16 protein-coding genes are annotated in these 18910 nt (G+C 45.6%); 9 read left to right on the top strand and 7 right to left on the bottom strand.

The window, feature by feature from the left end:
• Positions 1-30 precede the first annotated feature (30 nt).
• Both L5M11_RS02875 and L5M11_RS02870 read left to right on the top strand, forming a co-directional pair.
• Positions 31-666: a DUF2913 family protein gene (locus L5M11_RS02875; RefSeq protein ID WP_263191279.1), complete on the top strand. Its 636-nt coding sequence runs from the start codon at positions 31-33 to the stop codon at positions 664-666.
• A 422-nt stretch (positions 667-1088) separates the two neighbouring features.
• On the top strand, positions 1089-1841 hold the full coding sequence (locus L5M11_RS02870) for a substrate-binding periplasmic protein (protein ID WP_263191277.1): 753 nt from the start codon (positions 1089-1091) through the stop codon (positions 1839-1841).
• 79 nt (positions 1842-1920) lie between these two features.
• On the opposite strand, the gene L5M11_RS02865 is transcribed toward L5M11_RS02870, so the two are convergent.
• From L5M11_RS02865 to L5M11_RS02855, 3 genes are read right to left on the bottom strand one after another with little or no spacing between them, the layout of a single operon-like run.
• On the bottom strand, positions 1921-2442 hold the full coding sequence (locus tag L5M11_RS02865; RefSeq protein WP_263191276.1) for a hypothetical protein: 522 nt from the start codon (positions 2440-2442) through the stop codon (positions 1921-1923).
• 18 nt (positions 2443-2460) lie between these two features.
• Positions 2461-4584: an aldehyde ferredoxin oxidoreductase gene (locus L5M11_RS02860; RefSeq protein ID WP_263191274.1), complete on the bottom strand. Its 2124-nt coding sequence runs from the start codon at positions 4582-4584 to the stop codon at positions 2461-2463.
• 16 nt (positions 4585-4600) lie between these two features.
• The gene (locus L5M11_RS02855) at positions 4601-5245 is read right to left on the bottom strand and encodes a 4Fe-4S dicluster domain-containing protein (RefSeq protein ID WP_105251824.1); all 645 of its coding nucleotides are present in this window, start codon (positions 5243-5245) and stop codon (positions 4601-4603) included.
• A 355-nt stretch (positions 5246-5600) separates the two neighbouring features.
• Here L5M11_RS02855 and L5M11_RS02850 point away from each other — a divergent pair, with 355 nt between their 5' ends.
• The gene (locus L5M11_RS02850; protein ID WP_263191273.1) at positions 5601-7970 is read left to right on the top strand and encodes an OmcA/MtrC family decaheme c-type cytochrome; all 2370 of its coding nucleotides are present in this window, start codon (positions 5601-5603) and stop codon (positions 7968-7970) included.
• A gap of 157 nt (positions 7971-8127) precedes the next feature.
• Here the strand turns inward: L5M11_RS02850 and L5M11_RS02845 are convergent, their stop codons facing one another.
• Both L5M11_RS02845 and L5M11_RS02840 read right to left on the bottom strand, forming a co-directional pair.
• A complete protein-coding gene (locus L5M11_RS02845; RefSeq protein WP_028761347.1) occupies positions 8128-9906 on the bottom strand; it encodes a flotillin family protein in 1779 nt (592 codons plus the stop codon).
• 36 nt (positions 9907-9942) lie between these two features.
• The gene (locus L5M11_RS02840; RefSeq protein ID WP_028761348.1) at positions 9943-10578 is read right to left on the bottom strand and encodes a YqiJ family protein; all 636 of its coding nucleotides are present in this window, start codon (positions 10576-10578) and stop codon (positions 9943-9945) included.
• 439 nt (positions 10579-11017) lie between these two features.
• Here L5M11_RS02840 and L5M11_RS02835 point away from each other — a divergent pair, with 439 nt between their 5' ends.
• From L5M11_RS02835 to L5M11_RS02815, 5 genes are all read left to right on the top strand, one after another.
• The gene (locus tag L5M11_RS02835; protein WP_263191272.1) at positions 11018-12523 is read left to right on the top strand and encodes a carboxypeptidase M32; all 1506 of its coding nucleotides are present in this window, start codon (positions 11018-11020) and stop codon (positions 12521-12523) included.
• Between the two features lie 443 nt (positions 12524-12966).
• Positions 12967-13464 (top strand): GNAT family N-acetyltransferase, encoded by a 498-nt coding sequence (locus L5M11_RS02830; RefSeq protein WP_113939489.1) that lies wholly within the window; start codon positions 12967-12969, stop codon positions 13462-13464.
• Positions 13461-13811, top strand: coding sequence for a DMT family protein (locus tag L5M11_RS02825; RefSeq protein ID WP_006082592.1), 351 nt, complete (start codon positions 13461-13463; stop codon positions 13809-13811). Before L5M11_RS02830 ends, L5M11_RS02825 begins: the two co-directional genes overlap by 4 nt.
• A 27-nt stretch (positions 13812-13838) precedes the next feature.
• Complete coding sequence (locus L5M11_RS02820) at positions 13839-14096, top strand: DUF2960 domain-containing protein (RefSeq protein WP_006082593.1); 258 nt, start codon at positions 13839-13841, stop codon at positions 14094-14096.
• A gap of 59 nt (positions 14097-14155) precedes the next feature.
• Positions 14156-14665 carry an RDD family protein gene (locus tag L5M11_RS02815; protein WP_131523600.1) on the top strand — a complete coding sequence of 170 codons (510 nt, stop codon included), beginning with the start codon at positions 14156-14158 and terminating at the stop codon, positions 14663-14665.
• Between the two features lie 107 nt (positions 14666-14772).
• Here the strand turns inward: L5M11_RS02815 and lptG are convergent, their stop codons facing one another.
• Both lptG and lptF read right to left on the bottom strand, forming a co-directional pair.
• Entirely contained in the window at positions 14773-15831 is a 1059-nt protein-coding gene (lptG, locus tag L5M11_RS02810; RefSeq protein WP_105251819.1) for an LPS export ABC transporter permease LptG, read from the bottom strand.
• Positions 15828-16940, bottom strand: coding sequence for an LPS export ABC transporter permease LptF (gene lptF / locus L5M11_RS02805; protein WP_113939369.1), 1113 nt, complete (start codon positions 16938-16940; stop codon positions 15828-15830). Before lptF ends, lptG begins: the two co-directional genes overlap by 4 nt.
• A 243-nt stretch (positions 16941-17183) precedes the next feature.
• Here lptF and pepA point away from each other — a divergent pair, with 243 nt between their 5' ends.
• Positions 17184-18692 carry a leucyl aminopeptidase gene (gene pepA / locus L5M11_RS02800; RefSeq protein WP_006082597.1) on the top strand — a complete coding sequence of 503 codons (1509 nt, stop codon included), beginning with the start codon at positions 17184-17186 and terminating at the stop codon, positions 18690-18692.
• The last annotated feature ends 218 nt before the right edge of the window (positions 18693-18910 follow it).

Here is an 18910-nt window from a genome sequence, read left to right as displayed (position 1 = left end):
AACATCACTTCAGCCCGCGGCGGAGTCATAATGAATTCTCAAACCTATAACCAAGCTGTGCTCGAACTCGCCCTTGCGGGTCTTGCCGATTTAACCGCTTCAGCACAGACCAAGAAAGCCCAGCGCACCTCTGCGCAGGAAAGTCATTTTTTGTGTAATTGGATGGTCGAGTCCTTAAAGGAAAAACGCTTTTCTAAACTGGTAGCCGACGATCTCACGGCTTGGATACGTTTGGCTCGCAGCCAAGGTGCGGGCGCCGAACTCAAGCGTTTACTAGAAAGGATAGTGTATCAATATCAATCAATTGAGACATCTGAGCCCGCTTTAGGCACGGCATTAAATGCCATGATAGAAACCTTAAAACAAGCCGATTGGTTAGTCTTTACTGACACTGAAATCAGTGCCAAGCTGAAACTCGATGGTGATGGTCAATCTAGCTTAGTGATTGATGCCAAAGAATTTAATCAACATATTAAAGACCATCAGCTGATCAAGCCAATCAACTTATATGTCCGCGCCGATGAACAGACACTAACGCGTATCGCCCTGTCCCATGGGTTATTGCTCAGTCAAGGCAATAAAAAAACTAGCTTGATTAAGCACCATAAAACCTATCAAATTTTCCCTAATAATCAGCAACCAGCTTTGTGTCAGCTATTGGCTTAAGGTAATACCAATCGTATTAAATATCTGTTCATTCAGCGGGAGTTCAACGCGCTTTAGATAAGGCGAAGGCTTTCGGCATAGTGGTGCTCTGCCGAAAGCCTTAAACGCAGTATAAAGCGCGTTGCCATGTAGTGAACATCAGCCGCCCTTCGGGAGCCACACAGGCATCCCACTCCGGTGTTGCATTGACTTAAAAGGGAATAACCATTTCTGCGTCAATGCGCCTTGGATTGAGATGCCTGTGAGGCTCTGAACTGATTAGATATTTAATGTGATTGGTATAACAGCGAAAAGCAGAAAATAGCTTGAATATGGCGGATGTGACTGATTGTGATCCAATAAACAATTCATTCACACAGTTTAGATAGAATGACTATCGGATAGGTCTTGGCTAAAGCAGAGATAACAAGGATAAAAGCAATATGGTTAAGCGATGTTTGCAGTATAAACACTTAGTTCGATTTGCCTTGTTCACCCTTTGCTTGACTCAACAGCACGCCTTTGCGGAACAGCTCAAATACAATATCACTGGCTCCTATTCTTGGTATCCGTATTTTATCGGTGATCAAGCCGAGGCGCCGGGGATGATCACTGAGCTTATTCCGATGATCTTATCTATGGCTGAAATCAAAGGTGAAATCCTCGCCCTGCCGCCCAAGCGCACCAATAATGCGCTAGAAACCGGTCAACTCGACTTTGATATCGTCAGCCCTAGTTGGTTTGAAAAGCAGGATTTAGGGCCGCTGTTTGTCAAATCGACCCCCATAATGCAAATCACTGAATATGTGGTCACATTGCCAGAGAATGTCAGTAAATATAAAGATATCAGCCAGATAAAAGGCCAAGAAATAGGTACAGTGTGCGGTTATTTATATCACGACGATAAAGATTTTATCCGTGCAGACTTTACCTCAGAGCAGGAGCTGATCAAAGCCTTAGATAAACACAGAGTCAACGCTGTTATTGCTGGTAATTACCCGGCGTTGTATTGGTCGACTCAGTTGCGGATCCCTGTCGCACTGGCGGCAGTGCATTCTGATGGTGACTTAGTGTTTAGGTTGCGAAAAGAACATGCCGATTTGCTTCCTGCCATCAATCAAGCCATAGCGACATTGAAGGCCAATGGTAAAATTGACGAAATCATCAAAAAGTACACTCAAACGCTGGCAAGCTAATCTCACGCTAGCTATATGAGGTATTTGCGATAAAAAGCGCCCGAAGGCGCTTAATCAATATCAATGAGGTCGCAGAATCTCAGTTTGACCATTCGCAAGGATCATAATTAGCGAGGACGGCCGCATAGCTGTGACTCAATCCCAGAGTCGAGTAGTAAAAACCTTTCCCCTGATTGTCCACTGCATAATGGATATCCTCGGCCCCAAGCTGTTGTGGTAATTGCTCACGCACATTGGCTAATGTAGGCTCATCATAAAGATAGGGGGCAAACGTCAGTACACTCTCCAGATAGACCTCAGTATGGCGGCAACTATTGCGACGGATCTGGGCAATAATCGCCTCAAACGCTTCACCCCGCTCCAATGCTAACCATTGCTCAGCGTAACGTTCAACTATGCTTCTGTCGGAATAGAAGAAATACCGCTTATCCGACAAACGCATCTGCACATCCTTGTAAGCCTCATTGAGGATCAGGCGAATATAACTGTTAACCGTTTGCTCACTATCCCACTCGAGCCCTGCCACGGCGGCGATTTGCTCCGCCGTGACTAAGCGTCCGTGTTGGCTAAATACCCTGATATAACCGACAAGTTCAATCATAGTGTCCAACTATAGAGTTCAACTGGGTAACAGGCCTCGCGCCGCCAATCTATCGGCAACAAAACCTAGGCTAAACTTGTCGAGCGTGGCCCGAGTTGGCGCACCGGTTTGAATATCCCAACCAAAGGCTTCATAGAACATGTCCAGCGCCGTTTGCATGTCAGCGCGGTCCATCTTGATGGTGCCCTCTTGACCGAAGTTTTTATCTGGATTCAAATCATAAACCCAGTCACTGAGCACATCATGCTCTTCGCGCATATTGCTTTCATTCATTTGCAATACGGTTAAGGCACGGTGTAAATGCAGCACTCTTTCCGCCTTAAAGTCCAATTCCGTTTCTGTGGTTTCAATCCCAGTCACTAAACTGAACATCTGCGATTCAATGGTGCTATCGCCTTCATAGTTACGATTTTTATCCGGTGATGCCAACAATGGGAACATCCAATTACACAGTGTCAGAGAGTCATGTAATACGTTTTTCACCAGCGACCATTTTGCAAAACGGATCTTAGCCGCATTGATTGGGGTATACCAATTCACCTTATCGAATGCACCTTCACCCCATTTTTTCTCGGCAATCGCCACTGTCATATCGTGTGGCAAACCACTGTTAACTATGTTGATGTGGGAATGGCACTGAGCATCACGGTTAAAGACGACGTTGATTAACGTACCCACCTGACCCGCGGTTTCACTAGCATGGTGCACGGCAGCATTGGTTTTCTTGTTGAATACCTTAGTGGCACTTTCTTTATGAATATCCCAATTACCTAACTTGGGATTGGTTCCATCTAACCCCCAACGCTTGATCAAATCATATAAGCCGTCGGCCATATGGGAGATTTCACCTTCTTTAAACGCCACTCGGCGATAAAAATCAAGTAAGAAAGCAGGATCTTGGTTATCCCAGAGCGCCCAAGGAATACTGTTAAATTCATCTTCAGGTAATAAATGCTTAAACATATCCTTTGTTTTTAGGAATTTAAATAGATGAGAAATGGAGCCATAGTTACACCAAATACCATAGTCATCGAGAATATGAGCCCCTAAAGCGCCCGCCATCGCATGTGCTTCTGTACCATTTTTGGTGCCCATTAAATACTGTGGTACGAGGAATCCCATACAGACGTTAGATATATGTTCGGTTTTACGACCGTATTTGCTTTTCAATTCAGGGACTTTTAGCTCGCAGAAGCAACGTATTGGGCATGAATGACAGCCTCCCGTACGCTTCATCCACTTATTGGCATATTCCACACCTATGTAGCTTTCTGCCATTGAAGTTCGAAACCCAATACGATTGCGTTCATTCCATGGCACTTCGCCTAAATCAATTTCTTGATCGGCAGCGCCCCACTTCAAACCGGGCCGAGATTTCCAGCGGCTGATGGGTGCTGAGTACTCAGCCCAAGATTGCGGCGTTGAAGGAACGACACCATTATTATTGGCACCGATAATACCTAAAATATGGTCATCTAAGGCACGCATCTTTTCATTATTGGCGGCGATTTTAACGGCGCCAGTGCCGATAATGCCGATCCCTTTACAATTTTTGGACCCCATTACCGAGCCATGACCACCTGCTGAATGCCCGCCCTGAGTCATAATGACAGAAAGAGGCACTTGGTTTTCACCCGCTTGGCCAATCGCAGCGACTTGTGCATTGGGTCCCATCATTTGCGCGATCATAGCGTGGGTATCAAATATACCTTTACCCCATAGGGCGTCAGCAGGTTCAATCGTGACCTTATCATCCACAATTTTAAGCCACACAGGACTGCTCGCTTTGCCTTCTATTGCAATCGCATCGAACCCCGCAAATTTCATTGCGGGTGAAAAATGCCCACCAAAGTGACCATCGGCAATCAGATGTTTTTCAATTACGGGACTACGGGAAGTAATGGTTGTTCGTCCAGTACAAATAACGCCTGAACCCGTTAATGGTCCGGCAGAAAAGACAATAATATTATCTGGGTCGATTGCTGTAATATTATCCTTATGATCATCCCACAATATTTTATAACCAATCCCCATACCACCGATATAGTCATAATATTTATTGATTGGCTCATACCATATATGATTAGTTGTTAAATTAATTCTGAGGACTTTACCCGCCCAACCACCTATTTTATCACTCATATTATTTCTCCTGAATTTAAGAAACTAAGCCGGTATATTTTTCGTATTGTTCTAATGCAGCTTCAGCCTCTTCCCAGTTATAAAATTTAATTGCACCTGTAGGACAAACTTGCGCGCAGGCAGGTTTACCGTTACATAAATCACATTTGACGGCTTTCATTTTACTGCGAACAACTTTAATGACTTGCTGAGGACACTTATCTGCACAATAACCACATCCGACACAACGTTCTTCATCAATCACTTTGGCGCCAGTCTGTTCATTCGTTGAAATAGCTTGCTGTGGACAAACTTCAGTGCAAACTTCGCAGTGGCGACAAGTAGAAGGAACAACGGTTTTATCGCCGCATTCTCCTCGTTGTATTTCATAGTCAAATTGCACACCATGTGGGCCATAGTTCATATTTCTTTCTACTTTGACGCGGGCAAGTGTCGGACTGCTATCCCCTTCATGGTTCCAACCACAGGCAATTTCACAGCGTCTACAGCTAACACAAACCGTAGGGTTCACCACCATGAGTCCACCAGGCATGACCTCTACTATCTCTTGGCTATTACTGTCACTGCCACAACCGGTCAGAAAACTTATTAATGTTCCGCTATAAACTGTACCGACAGCAACGCCCATACCGCCTTTAAGCATTCCTCTTCTGGTAATCATATTTGATCCTTTATTAGTCAAAGCAATATAATTAAAATATGCATACACTTTGATTCCCGACAATTTATGCTAAAGTAATTATGTCTTTGATTTTTAACCTGCGTCACAATTACCCATATTGGGGCATTATTAGATCAAGTTACACGACATGCGTCAGAGTAACGTTTTCAAGAATTAACAATTCAACATCTAGCAAATTCAAATAATGCCTCACATCAAATTACCTTAATATAATTAACAAATAACTTTTAAATTTGGTTAATTAAGTGCAACTCGACTCATAACTAAGTTAATATCTATACCGCATACATTCCGATTAGAGTCCCGACAGAATCTAATTAAAAAGGAATGGAAAATGATGAAAACGAATACCCGTTCTCAATGGAAAATCTTTACGCCAATGGCAGTCGCAGTCTGTCTGATGACAGCCTGTTCCGATGGTGACGATGGGAAAGAAGGTCCACCAGGGATTGTGAGTATCAGCATTGAACAAGCGGATACACTCAAAGCGACAATAGAAAATGTGGTTATCGATGCGCAAACCCATGTACAGGTCGATTTCTTCCTCAGCAATGCCAATGGTATTGCGGTCACAGGGCTAGAAAACCTGAAGGAGCTAGATACCTTAGGTGTCGGTATTGCCAAATTAGCACCGCCGCAGGAGCACTATCAAATCACCCAAGCCGCGGCGAATGCTATGGCAACAACTGGCACAGAAGTCACTAACTCTGCAGCAAGCGCGACAGATGCTGCGTTGCAATGGACCAGTTACATCAATAATCAAGTAGAACCTGCCACAAATGCCCAAGCGAATGCACAGACTCAGTGGCAAGCAGGCATTGAAAGCAACTGTAAAACGGCGTGTCTAACCTCCTTAGGCGCGGGCCAATACCGTTACACTTTGAGTAAACCACTCACGGGTTACTCCCAATTTACGGGGATAGATACCCAGTACTCGCCTGAGCTCACCCACAGGATTTACCTAGAGTTAAAACCGTTCGCAAATAGCCCAATCGACACTCAGTTGATCAACAGCGTGTACGATTTTGTGCCCGCCACAGGACAGACAGTCGCGGCGGATATGAGCCGTAAAGTGATCGCGCCGGAACAAGCCTGTTTTCGTTGTCATAACTCAGACTTAGCCAATACCGATACTCGCCTTTTGATGCACGGCAATAAACGTTTTGCCTTTGAGGGCTGCGTTGTCTGTCACACGACTTACTCTGGCGATCCTGAAACGGGTAATAGCCTTGATATGGCGACATTGACACACCAGATCCACCAAGCCAAATATCAAATTGTAGGTTACAAGGGACAGCTATATGACTACGCCAATGTGACCTTTCCCGGTGATATGACCCAATGTCAGCAATGCCATATTCCCGGCGCAACGGCGCAAAGTGGCAATAGTAATATCCCCAGTAAAACCGCGTGTCTTGACTGTCACAAAGCGCAAATCCCCGCAGATTGGAATGGTACTGTAGCGGGTTTATTCCACAACAGGGAAATTTTTGCCAACCCATGGGCACTGGGCTGTAGCGGCTGCCACCCTGATAGCACTAATCCTGAAGGTGTCGGGCTTTTCCACAATGCCGCCATGAAAACAGCCACTAAGCTGGTGAGCGATTACCAAGTTAAGTTACTGAGTTCGCAGCTAAGCGTTGAAGCTAAGACCCTTGCGGTGACATTGCAAGTGCAGCAAATGGAGCAACTGCCCGCCAGTCAACCTATGATAAAATCCTTCTGGTTGATTGCCACAGGTGAAACAAATAGCGCGAACATGCCAATCAATAACGGCCAGCGTAAAGTGTGGGATTTATTAGCAAACACGAGCGACGTCGCCTTAAAAATTACCGCGCCCAATCAGCTAACAGTCACTATATCTAACCTGTCGGCTGCCGATTTTGGCGATCTGAGTCAGTCAAAACTCTACAGTAAACTGGTGCTCTGTGCCGATAAAAATACCGGCTTTGCCGTTAACTGTAATATCGCAAATCAAGAGGTGAGTCTCAGTGCCATTAATTCGCTAAGCCTGCAAGGTCAAGCTATTACGGCAAAAGCTAAGGTCGATGAACAGGCCTGTCGCCAATGTCATGATCAAGGATTAGAAGATAGAGTTCTGTCGGCGCATCAAATGAAAGGAATTTTTGACCCCAATAGCAGCTGTGGCACCTGTCATGCACCGCAAACAGCAACCGCACTGACCGATGGGCAATGTCAAAGTTGCCACAGTAATGATGCAATTATGTATCTCAATGCCAATGTGATGCATACTCCTGGGGCCAGCCAAATCAAGCCCTATCGCACCATCAACAATACTTTGAGCTACAGGGAAATGGTGCATTCACTGCATGCGGGAACCCGCACTGTAGTGGGTTTTGATAATCCACGTCCCGAACTCACTTACCCTAATGCAAAAAATAACTGTAGTGTTTGCCATAGCGCAGGACAGCTCAGTCTCGAGGGGCTAAGTGCACAACAATCCCTGTTAGTTGCGACACCCGATGCAGCCAACATAGGGCAAATTGCCGAGTACTCACCGACCTTAGCAACCTGCACGGCTTGTCACACGCTTATCGATAGTTTAGTCGTCCATGCACGCAGCTTTGGCGGAGTTTACCAAAGTGATGCCAGCGGTGGTCGAATTTACCAATCAGGACAGGAGTCATGCGCAACCTGTCATGCCGAAGGTCGCTCATCGGGGGTCGACAAGGTACACAAATAAGCCGTTAGATTTGATTTAATGCCAAAAAAAACCGCTCACCATAATGGTGAGCGGTTTTATTTCATTCGTCCTATTTATCAATCTTTTGTCCGCACAAGGCTCAAAAGAGCAACGGCGAGTGCTTTACTTGATTTGACTTAGTTTAATGTCGTTGAGATTAAGGCTTGAGCACACTTTGGCTCTCTACTACCTGCGTTTGGCTATAGTCCTTAGGTCTAGAGTTCGACAAGGTCACACCACTTAAGGCTTCGGCGGTTAAGGTGTTATTGCCGTTCAATAAATCATTCAAAGTTCCAGAGTCGCCATTCACTAACCCTAACTCCCTGAGCATGGCATCGATAACAGGCGCATTGGCGCGATAGTTTAACGCTGCACTGGTCACTTGCTCTGCGATGCCACCTTGATGGTGAGCACCTTCGCCACCCGCAGCAAATTGATGACCTGCACCATAACCTTGAAGAATCTTAATACCTTCGATGTTTTCTAACGGCTTAACGGCTTGGGCCACAATTTCAGGCAAGGCCTTCAAAATGGCGAGGGATTTTTGCAGGGCGATCTGCTCATCACTTAAAACGTTTTCTGCTTCATAAAGTGCTTGTTTACCTGCAGCTTCAACGGCATACACTTTTTCATCCGCTTCGGCCTGCAGTTTTTTCGCATCGGCACTGGCGCGCGCTTCAATCAGAATCGCACTCGATCTGTCTTCAGCTGCACGTTTCTCAGCTTCGGCCTGCACTGTTACGCCTACTGCATCACGCTCAGCTTCCTTACGGGCATCAATCACTTCAATCTCTTTGCGACGATTAGCTTCTGCCACTTGGCGCGCTGTGATTACCGCTTCTTCTTTTTCAACTTTCAGTTTTTCGGCTTCAGCTGCACGGGCACGGGCAGCTGATTCTTCTTCAGATTTGGCCGCAACCGCAATGCGTTTTTCCTGCTCAGAAACTTCGATATCCCTTTGCTGTTGAATGCGCGATTGCTCAATCGACTTATACTTTTCAATCTCACGGGTTTCGATATCTTTGGTCTTTTCGATTTCAGCGGTTTCGATGGCGCGCTCTTTAGCAATCTCGGCTTCGCGTTCTTCACGAGCCTTGTTTTCTTTCTGCTTAATAATCTCCGCTTTTTGATCGGCGCGTTTAAATTCTAACGACTGTTGCTGGATCAGGCGCGCTTCTTCTTCCGACTTTTCAATCTCTAAGGATTCCTTTTCAGCTTCGAGGTTACGCTGCTCGATCTTAATGCGGTTTTCCTGCTGAATATCGTTGGTTTCCTTGCGCTTCTCTTCGATAATCTTCGCCAGACGCGCGCGACCTTCGGCGTCAAATGCGTTGTTTTCATTAAAAAACTGCAAATCAGTTTGATCGAAACCCGTTAATGAAACCGATTCGAGTTCGAGACCGTTTTTCTCCAGATCGTTGGCGACGTTATTTTGCACCCGTTGCACAAAATCGGCACGCTGCTCATGCATCTCTGTCATGGTCATTTCGGCTGCCACGGCACGCAGCACGTCGACAAACTTAGACTCCATCAACTTTTTAAGCTCTTCAACACGGTTTGTACGCGTGCCTAAGGTTTGCGCTGCCATTGAAATACCATCGGAATGTGGGGCTACACGCAAGTAGAAATCGGCCTTCACATCGACACGCATTCTGTCCTTAGTGATTAGCGCATCTTTCTGGGTTTTCTCCACTTCGATACGCAGAGTGTTCATGTTTACCGAGATGGTTTCATGTAATACAGGCAACACAATAGCGCCGCCATCTTTAATGATTTTCTCACCACCAAAGCCGGTACGCACAAAGGCCATTTCTTTGGTTGCACGTTTATATAGCTTGGCGAAAATTAACCCGATCACAATCAGGCCGAGTAGCACCATACCCGCAACGAGCAAAATAAAACTACCGGATGAACCTACGTTTGTTAACACATCCATTTGATTTCCTTTCAATTGATTTATGGCTTGGGAAGATTAATTATCAAAACGCGTAGCAGACCAGACTCGGCCTTCTCGCTTAAGCAGCACGACTTGAGTGCCTGAGGCAAACTCGATATCCGAAGTTTCGGGCTCGACTAAAACGTAATGTTTTTGTTGATGTTTATCGCGAACGACAGCTTCAGAGGGCATGCCTTTAATTGCGCAACCTAAGGTGATAGTGCCGACATAGCCGCTAAGATCATCTAGCGAGATCGCACTCGATTCATTTTTAGGCAAATGATCAGCAAGCACTCGGCCAAAATAACGGCAAGAAAATGCACTGGCGACAATAGCAATGGGTAAAGTGAACAGTTGCGGCAGTAAAAAACCGGCAAGACTAACACTGATAAAATTGACGATATAACCCGCAATCGCAAAACTGGTCAGCGCAAGCACAAACCAAATAAGTAATGGGAGTCTATTTAGGCACAGCCAACCGGCAATGCCCGTGAGTCCACCCGCGCCCACATCAGCATCATATTCCACATCAGCAGGTACCCATTGGTCTAACGCACTTAACATGCTTAAACCTATGAATAATGCGAAGACTTCAAACACACCAAGGGCCAGTACGCAGGCAAAAGCTATGGTGTAAGGTAAATTAGGCTGTTCAACTAAAAACGCCCACATAGTCATCTCCTTGAACAATACAGCATTCCATTTATTTCACTGTAATTATCGACTTAACCACAACAGAATAGCAAGGCAAGCACAATTTCCAAACTAAAAATTGTCCCTAAAATAGATTTTGACTATCACTCTGCTGCGCCAAAATCGCGTGGCCATCTTCGCTACGAGTACCCTATCGAAAACCACTTTAACACTACAACTCTCTTTTTAACTTACCCCGCTAGCGCTGCAAATAGCCGTAATCGCCATATATGGCGTGGATGCCATTTCTTCAGGAGCAATAAATGGCCTTGCCTCAAGTGCGTTACTATAGCGTTAATATCAGCCCACTGAGTCCTGCATCTTCAGGTTGTTTGAGTATACTGTTGACGTCATTGTATTATCATCCTGTTATTGTTATTTATTCGCGCAGAATTTGATGCGCCAGAAGGGAAATTCCATGGACTCACCCAAGAGCAAAGTACCAACACCAAGTTACGATAAACTGACAGCACATTTTCAAAAAATTTCTCACTTTGAACATTTCAGCGCTCTAGGTGACTGGGATCAAGCAGCCATGATGCCTATGGGCGGTAATAGCGATCGCGGCGATGCAATGGCTGAACTGGCGCGACATATCCACACACTCAAAACCTCAACCGTCTTAGCCGAACACTTACACAGCGCGACGGACGAATCTCTCACAACGGAACAACAAGCTAACCTGCGGGAAATGCAGTACCAATATCAACAGGCAAATTTAGTGCCCGGCGATCTCGTGCAAGCCAAAACTAAAATGGCCTATCAATGTGAAAATGCGTGGCGTGAACAACGTAAAAATAATGACTGGCAAGGCTTTAAACCAAACCTTAAAGCAGTAATTGCACTTGCTAAGGAAGAAGCGCAGATCCGCGGCGAAGCCCAGAATATTTCCCCCTATGATGCCCTGCTCAATAAATTTGAACCGGGAATGACCTCGCCAAAGCTGGAGCAAACCTTTGGCGGACTGAAAGATTGGCTACCGACACTTATCCAAGAAGTGCTAGCTAAACAGGCAAACGAGCCTAAGTTAACGCTAAATGGTCCCTTCGATGTTAGCGCGCAGCAAGCCCTTGGCCGAGACGTAATGGATTTTCTAGGGTTTGACTTTAGCCACGGCAGGCTGGATATCAGCAGTCATCCATTTTGTGGCGGCGTGCCAAGCGATGTGCGGATAACGACCCGCTACAATGAGGCTGATTTTAGCAGTGCTATCATGGGCATAGTTCATGAAACAGGCCATGCCAGATACGAGCAAGGTTTACCTAAAGCGTGGCGTGGACAACCTGCAGGACTGGCGCGTTCTATGGGTATCCACGAGAGCCAGAGTCTATTCTGCGAAATGCAACTCGGGGCAAATCCGGCATTTTTACGACAATTGCAGCCTAAAATTGCGCAACATCTTCATTGTCATTTTAGCGCCCAAGAATTAGCACAGCATTACACCCGCGTAGCGCCCGGACTTATCCGTGTAGATGCAGATGAAGTCACCTATCCTTGCCACATTTTACTGCGCTTTGAGGCAGAAAAAGCCTTTATCGACGGCAGCTTAACCGTAGAGGATTTGCCTGATTTTTGGTCGACGCAGATGCAACAACTACTGGGGATTAATACCGATGGCAACTACCGAGACGGTTGCATGCAGGATATTCATTGGGCCGTTGGTGAACTAGGGTATTTCCCAAGTTACACCTTAGGCGCCATGTATGCCGCCCAATGTCGTTTTGCGATGGAAAAAGCCTTAGGGCCAATTGAAACCCTGATCGATGCAGGCAAGTTGAACTCTGTATTCCAATGGTTGAGTGAACACATTTGGTCTAAGGGATCTTTGCTCACAACCGATGAACTGATACGCCAAGCAACGGGCGAAACCCTAAATGGTCAATATCTTGAGCGTCACCTGCGCCAACGATATCTGGGTATTTAACCGCTGCTAATGCTTATACCCAAGCTACCTGAAGAGTCGAGTTTCAGAGCGCCTAGGGTGCATCAATTCAAGGCGCATCAATGACAGAATGTCGGCCACCTTTTGAATTGATGCAACACGGAAGTGGAGTGCCCTAGGCGCTCCGTCCCGGCGGGTTTTAACGCACTTTATGCTGTGTTGGTTATTTTTTACTTAGCCCGCTAGGTCTGCAAATAACCGCCTTGCCTAAAGTGCGTTAAATTCCCGCTGAATCCTGTATCTTCAGGTTGTTTGGGTATACAAGCGCTGAAAGCTCAGTTTATACGGGTTTTAAAGCGCTTTATATTGCCGCTGGAGCCTGCATTTTAACGCTGCTTGAGGTTATAATGCCGAGCTTATTTGAATCAGGACTCTTTCCACGGAGTTCCTTCAACAGAACTCTTGAAACAGGATAAATGTCGGCCATGTTACTGCGTGCAATCACCCCAGAGGATTGGGATGCCATTTTAGCGATCCAAGACGAGTGTTACTCACAACTGGATCCTGAGCCACTGCACGTCCTGCAAAGTAAATGGCAGGTATCACCTCAGTCCTGTTTTGTGTTCGAAGTAGATAAGTCGGTTGTCGGTTATTGCTTGGCCCACCCATGGACCGCCAATATGCCGCCAGCACTATATCAGCCCATCACCCATTTACCCAAGGCTGATACCTTATACCTACACGATATTGCGATTTCGGCTAAAGCCCAAGGTTTAGGCGCTGGCGCTAAGGCGCTGACCCGCCTAACACTATTGGCGGATCGCTATAATCTCAATTCCTTATCCCTCGTAGCCGTACAAGGTGCCGACAGCTATTGGCTTAAAATGGGTTTTAAACCTAAAGCAATCGATAAATGTCTTGGCAGCTATACTGACGATGCTATGTATATGATTTATAAATTTAATCATAGAGATGAAAAATGAATCCAACCCTAACCACTATCGGTTTACTTTGCTTAAGTAATATTTTTATGACCTTTGCTTGGTACGGGCATTTGAAAACGCTAGGCTCAAAACCTTGGATTATTGCGGCCTTAGTGAGCTGGGGTATCGCCCTATTTGAATACTTGCTGCAAGTGCCAGCTAACCGTATCGGCTACACAGTAATGAATGTCGGCCAGTTAAAAATATTACAAGAAGTCATCACCTTAAGTTTGTTTGTCCCCTTTGCCTATTTCTATATGAAAGAACCATTGAAGCTCGATTATCTGTGGGCAGGACTGTGCATCTTAGGTGCTGTGTATTTTATTTTTAGAAGTGAATTTAATTAATTTCAGACTTATTTCAGGAGAACTCCCATGGCCCGTCAAGTCACTTATACCTTCAAAGGTAAGACGAAAACTATCGCCTTTAGCTACGACAAACACCATGATTTATATGAAGCTGTGGCCGAAGCCGAAGGCATAGATCTGACCAAATTTTTGGCTATGGAACAACAAGTCGCCATGACATCTCGTAAAGGTGCTAAGGCTGAAAAAGAATTCAGGAAAGTAGAGTTTGCCCGCTTTGGTTTTAGCAATATCCACTTTGTCAGAGATGAAGAACCTGAAGCCTAGGCTAATGTATTAATTGTTTTTTGTATTAGCTGTAAGCACTTCAATAACAGGACACTGTAATGCTCAATACCGAACATGCTAACTTCCCCCGCGCAGGATTCTTCCGCCGCCTAGGCGCTGCAATTTACGATTCGATGTTAGCCGTGGCCGTCTATATGGTTGCGGGCGCAATGGGCTTTGGGATTTTCTACGGCCTCACCGCTTCAGGACTGGCTGGCATGAATGGCTTTGAACATGTCTCAGATGCACTCAATGGCACGCCAGTTTATCAGGGAATTTATCAACTCTGGCTTGCCTTGTGTGTCGGCACTTTCTACGCATTATTCTGGAGTAAGGGCGGTCAAACCTTAGGGATGCGCGCTTGGCGGCTTAAAATTCAGCATCCTAATGGCCAAAACTTAAGCCTGATCACTGCCTACGCTCGCATCATTTGGTCACTGCTCGGCATTGGCAATTTATGGATTTTAATCAATGATGATAAGCGCGCACTGCAGGATATGATGACTCGCTCAGAGGTGGTCGTACTGTCTAAAGAAGCCAACCAAATGCGTAACTGGCATGGGGCATAAGTTTATTCTTAAGTAAATCCGAAATACAAAAAACGACGCAACAGCGTCGTTTTTTATGGGCTATTTTTAATTGACGGAATCCGGAGTAAGGAGTAATAAGCTGCGTATCATCGCCGGATAAAGTAGAAGGCAACGCCAGTAAACAACAAGCTTGGCGCAACAGCCCCCACATAAGCAGGTAGCTCATACACTATACTCATGGGGCCAAAAATCTCATTACTGATATAAAAGCTAAAACCTGCTACGACCCCAAGTAATACGCGCGCACCCATAGTCACAGTCCGCAGCGGACCAAATACAAACGACAGTGCCACTAACATCATCACTGCGACCGTCACGGGTTGCATCACCTTGCGCCATAAAGCAAGCTCATAACGGCTGGGATCTTGACTGTTAGTTTTAAGGTAATCAAGATAACCGACCAGACCACGTATAGATAACGCCTCGGGTTTAATCGAAACCACACTGAGCTTATCTGGCGTTAAACTCGACTGCCATTGGTCTTCTTCAAGATACTCAAGCACGACTTTTTCATAGCTTAAATCAGTACGTTTAACGTCAAATAAACGCCAGCGATCTTGGGAAAATACCGCTCGGTCTGCGTGAACTACGTTGGTGAGCTTAAGTTCGCTATTGAATTTATAAAGCGTGATATTGCTGAGTTTATTGATGTTTTCAACTTCACCAATATTAACGAACAAATCACCATCCTTTGCCCAAATTCCACGATGGGACTTAATTAAACTCCCACCAGAGAGTTTAACAGCTTGCAACTCATTGGCTTTTTGCTCAGCAATCGGTGCGCCCCATTCCCCTAAAACCATCACCAATAACATCAAAGGCACAGCAGTTTTCATCGCCGACATAGTGATCTGTAAACGTGACATGCCAGAAGCTTGCATCACCACAAGTTCGGAATTCGATGCCAACATTCCCATACCAATCAAAGCGCCTAGCAAGACGGCCATAGGGAAAAACATTTCAATATCCCGTGGCACTAAAAATAAAACATAGATGCCAGCATCCATCATGCTGTAGGTGCCACGGCCAACTAAACGCAGCTGATCAACCCATTTGATGATGCCCGACAAACCAGTCAACACCAGCAAACAAAGCGCTGAAGTGCTTAATAATATTCTGGCGATATAAAGGTCTAATATCTTCATGCTGCCACCTTCTTATTGGCAAACAAGGACGATATACGACTGAAAATAGGCCTATCTTTGCCGAGCAAGAATAACCCCATCAAGAGCGCAGAAACATGGATCCACCACATACCTAAATACAGTGGAATAATCCCATCTTGCAATGCCTTACGTCCCGCGACCATCAGTCCAAAATAGCCAAGGTACAAAAGAACTGCCGGGAACATCTTAGCAAACTTACCTTGGCGCACATTCACCCGTGCTAACGGCACAGCAATCAGTGTCATAATTGGAATCGCAAGTGGGATAGCAAGACGCCAGTGGAATTCAGCAGCGGCTTCAGCACCTTCAATTTTCACGAGTTCATCAACGGGCAGTGCAGATAATTTACGGCGACGCTCATCAACTTGCTGCTCTTTAATTTGCATTTTATAACCACCAAATTCGATCATTTGGTAGTCCTTTGCCTTCGGGCTGCCTTGATAACGCACCCCGTCATTCAAGTTCAATTGTTGAGCACCTGAACTATCTTCCTGTACTCGTCCACCTTTAGCCACCACGACATTGGTCACGCCAGTTTCATCATCAGGATCAGGTAGTTGGGCTACAAACACTTTATCTAACTCGTTATCTTTGCCAATACGCTCAACAAATAATACCGCGCGACCATTGGGACTCGCCTGAAAACGCCCTTGGATTAAGGCAGCAAGACCCGCTTCGGACTGGGCTTTTTCGAGCACTTGGTTTTGCTGTTCTTCTGCCCAAGGGGCTACATAAAGGGATAAATAGCCAGTAAACAGCATATTGATCACGGCGAGGATCAGCGTTACGCGGGTGACATACCACTCACTGACCCCAACACCGTGGAGAATGACCATTTCATTTTCGGAATACATACGGCCGTGGGCCAGTAAAATACCCAAGAACAAACTTAACGGCAGCACTAAGATCACCAGATAAGGCAAGTTAAGCCCAATCAGAGTCATGATTAAAGAGGCGGGAAAATCGCCGTCGGAGGCATCGGCCAGTATACGCACGAAATGCTGGCTAATAAAAATAGTTAACAGCACTAAAAGTACCGCAATTTGTGCCTTTAAAACTTCTCGAATAAGGTATTTAAATACAATCACAGGCAGGATCCGGTCTCTAAACTTATCTTTTTGCTGGTAACAGACTAACTTTCATGTAAACTGTTTACTTTTGATAGTTTTCTGACCAGCTTCAGGGGTTCTAGGTAAACTTAACGTCACGAAATGCGTGACTCAAGCACCGAGAATAAATCACCTTTGGAGTAATAACTTAGGCCCTTTTCGGGACAAGCAGACATTATCCAATAAATATAAAAATTTGTCTTTAAGAATCTAGGAGTGCTCATGGAGTTTAGCGTAAAGAGCGGTAGCCCCGAAAAACAACGCTCAGCCTGTATCGTGGTCGGTGTTTATGAACCCCGTCGTCTGTCGGGTATCGCGGAGCAATTAGATAAAATTAGCGAAGGTTATATCAGTAACCTACTGCGTCGTGGCGATCTGGAAGGTAAACCTGGCCAGATGTTATTGCTGCACCATGTTCCTAACGTATTGAGTGAACGTGTATTATTAGTGGGTTGTGGCAAAGAACGAGAACTAGACGAACGCCAATACAAGCAAATCATCACTAAAACAATCAACACCCTTAACGAAACGGGTTCAATGGAAGCCGTTTGCTTCTTAACTGAACTGCACGTGAAAGGACGCGATACGTATTGGAAAGTACGTCAAGCGGTTGAAACCACTAATAGCAGTCTTTATAGCTTTGATGCCCTGAAGACTCGCAAAGGTGAAACTCGCCGTCCACTGCGTAAATTAGTGTTCAATGTCCCGACTCGCCGTGAATTAACCTTAGGTGAGCGCGCCATCGAGCATGGTATGGCAGTATCTGCTGGCATGCACTTATGTCGCGATGTGGCCAACATGCCACCGAACATCTGTAATCCAGCCTATTTAGCTTCACAAGCTCGCCAAATGGCTGAAATACACGACACTCTGCATGTCACCACTATTGGTGAAGAGCAAATGGCCAAATTGGGCATGAACTCATACCTTGCAGTCGGTCGCGCCAGTGCCAACGAATCCATCATGACTGTGATGGAATACAAGGGCGCTGTCGATAGCACAGAAAAACCAATAGTATTAGTCGGTAAAGGGTTAACCTTCGACTCGGGTGGTATTTCATTGAAACCTGGCGAAGCCATGGACGAAATGAAGTACGACATGGGCGGCGCAGCAGGTGTTATCGGCACCATGAAAGCCATCTGTGACATGAAGTTACCTATCAACGTTGTGGGTATTCTTGCTGGCTGTGAAAACATGCCATCGGGTAATGCTTACCGTCCAGGTGACATTCTGACCACTATGTCAGGCCAAACCGTTGAAGTGTTAAATACCGATGCGGAAGGCCGTCTAGTCCTATGTGACGTATTAACCTATGTTGAGCGTTTCGATCCTGAATTGGTTATCGATACTGCAACCCTGACTGGCGCGTGTGTGATTGCCCTTGGTAAACACGCATCGGGTCTGTTCTCATCGCATAACCCTCTGGCACACGAGCTATTAAGTGCCGGTGAGCAAAGTGGTGACCGCGCATGGCGCATGCCATTGTGGGATGAGTATCAAGATATGCTCGACAGCCCGTTTGCTGACATGACCAACTTAGGTGGCCGTCCTGCTGGAGCTATCACAGCAGCATGTTTCCTTTCTCGCTTTGCTAAAAAGTACAACTGGGCTCACTTAGACGTTGCAGGCACAGCTTGGAATAGCGGTGCTAACAAAGGTTCTACGGGCCGTCCAGTGCCACTATTGACTCAGTTCCTGATCAATCGTGCTGGCGTTGAACTCGGCGAATAACCAACTATCGGGCCTTAGTTTGTTAAGGGCTCGATAAATGAAAGGCGAAGATGAAAATCTTCGCCTTTTTTATTTTCTTAATTTAATCAGAAAATCGATTTCCTGAATAAGAAATTGAGTAAAAAACTGTAAAAAAACAATGGTTTTAGAATCATTTTTCAAAAAGTTATAGCTCAACCCTCTGCATCTCCAACGGTTTGAAAGCATCCCATTAAGTC

It is taken from the genome of Shewanella sp. SM87, assembly GCF_025653705.1.
GTDB lineage: Bacteria > Pseudomonadota > Gammaproteobacteria > Enterobacterales > Shewanellaceae > Shewanella > Shewanella oncorhynchi.
Note: the sequence above shows the minus strand (reverse complement) of the source record. Positions and strands in the feature narration are given on the sequence as shown.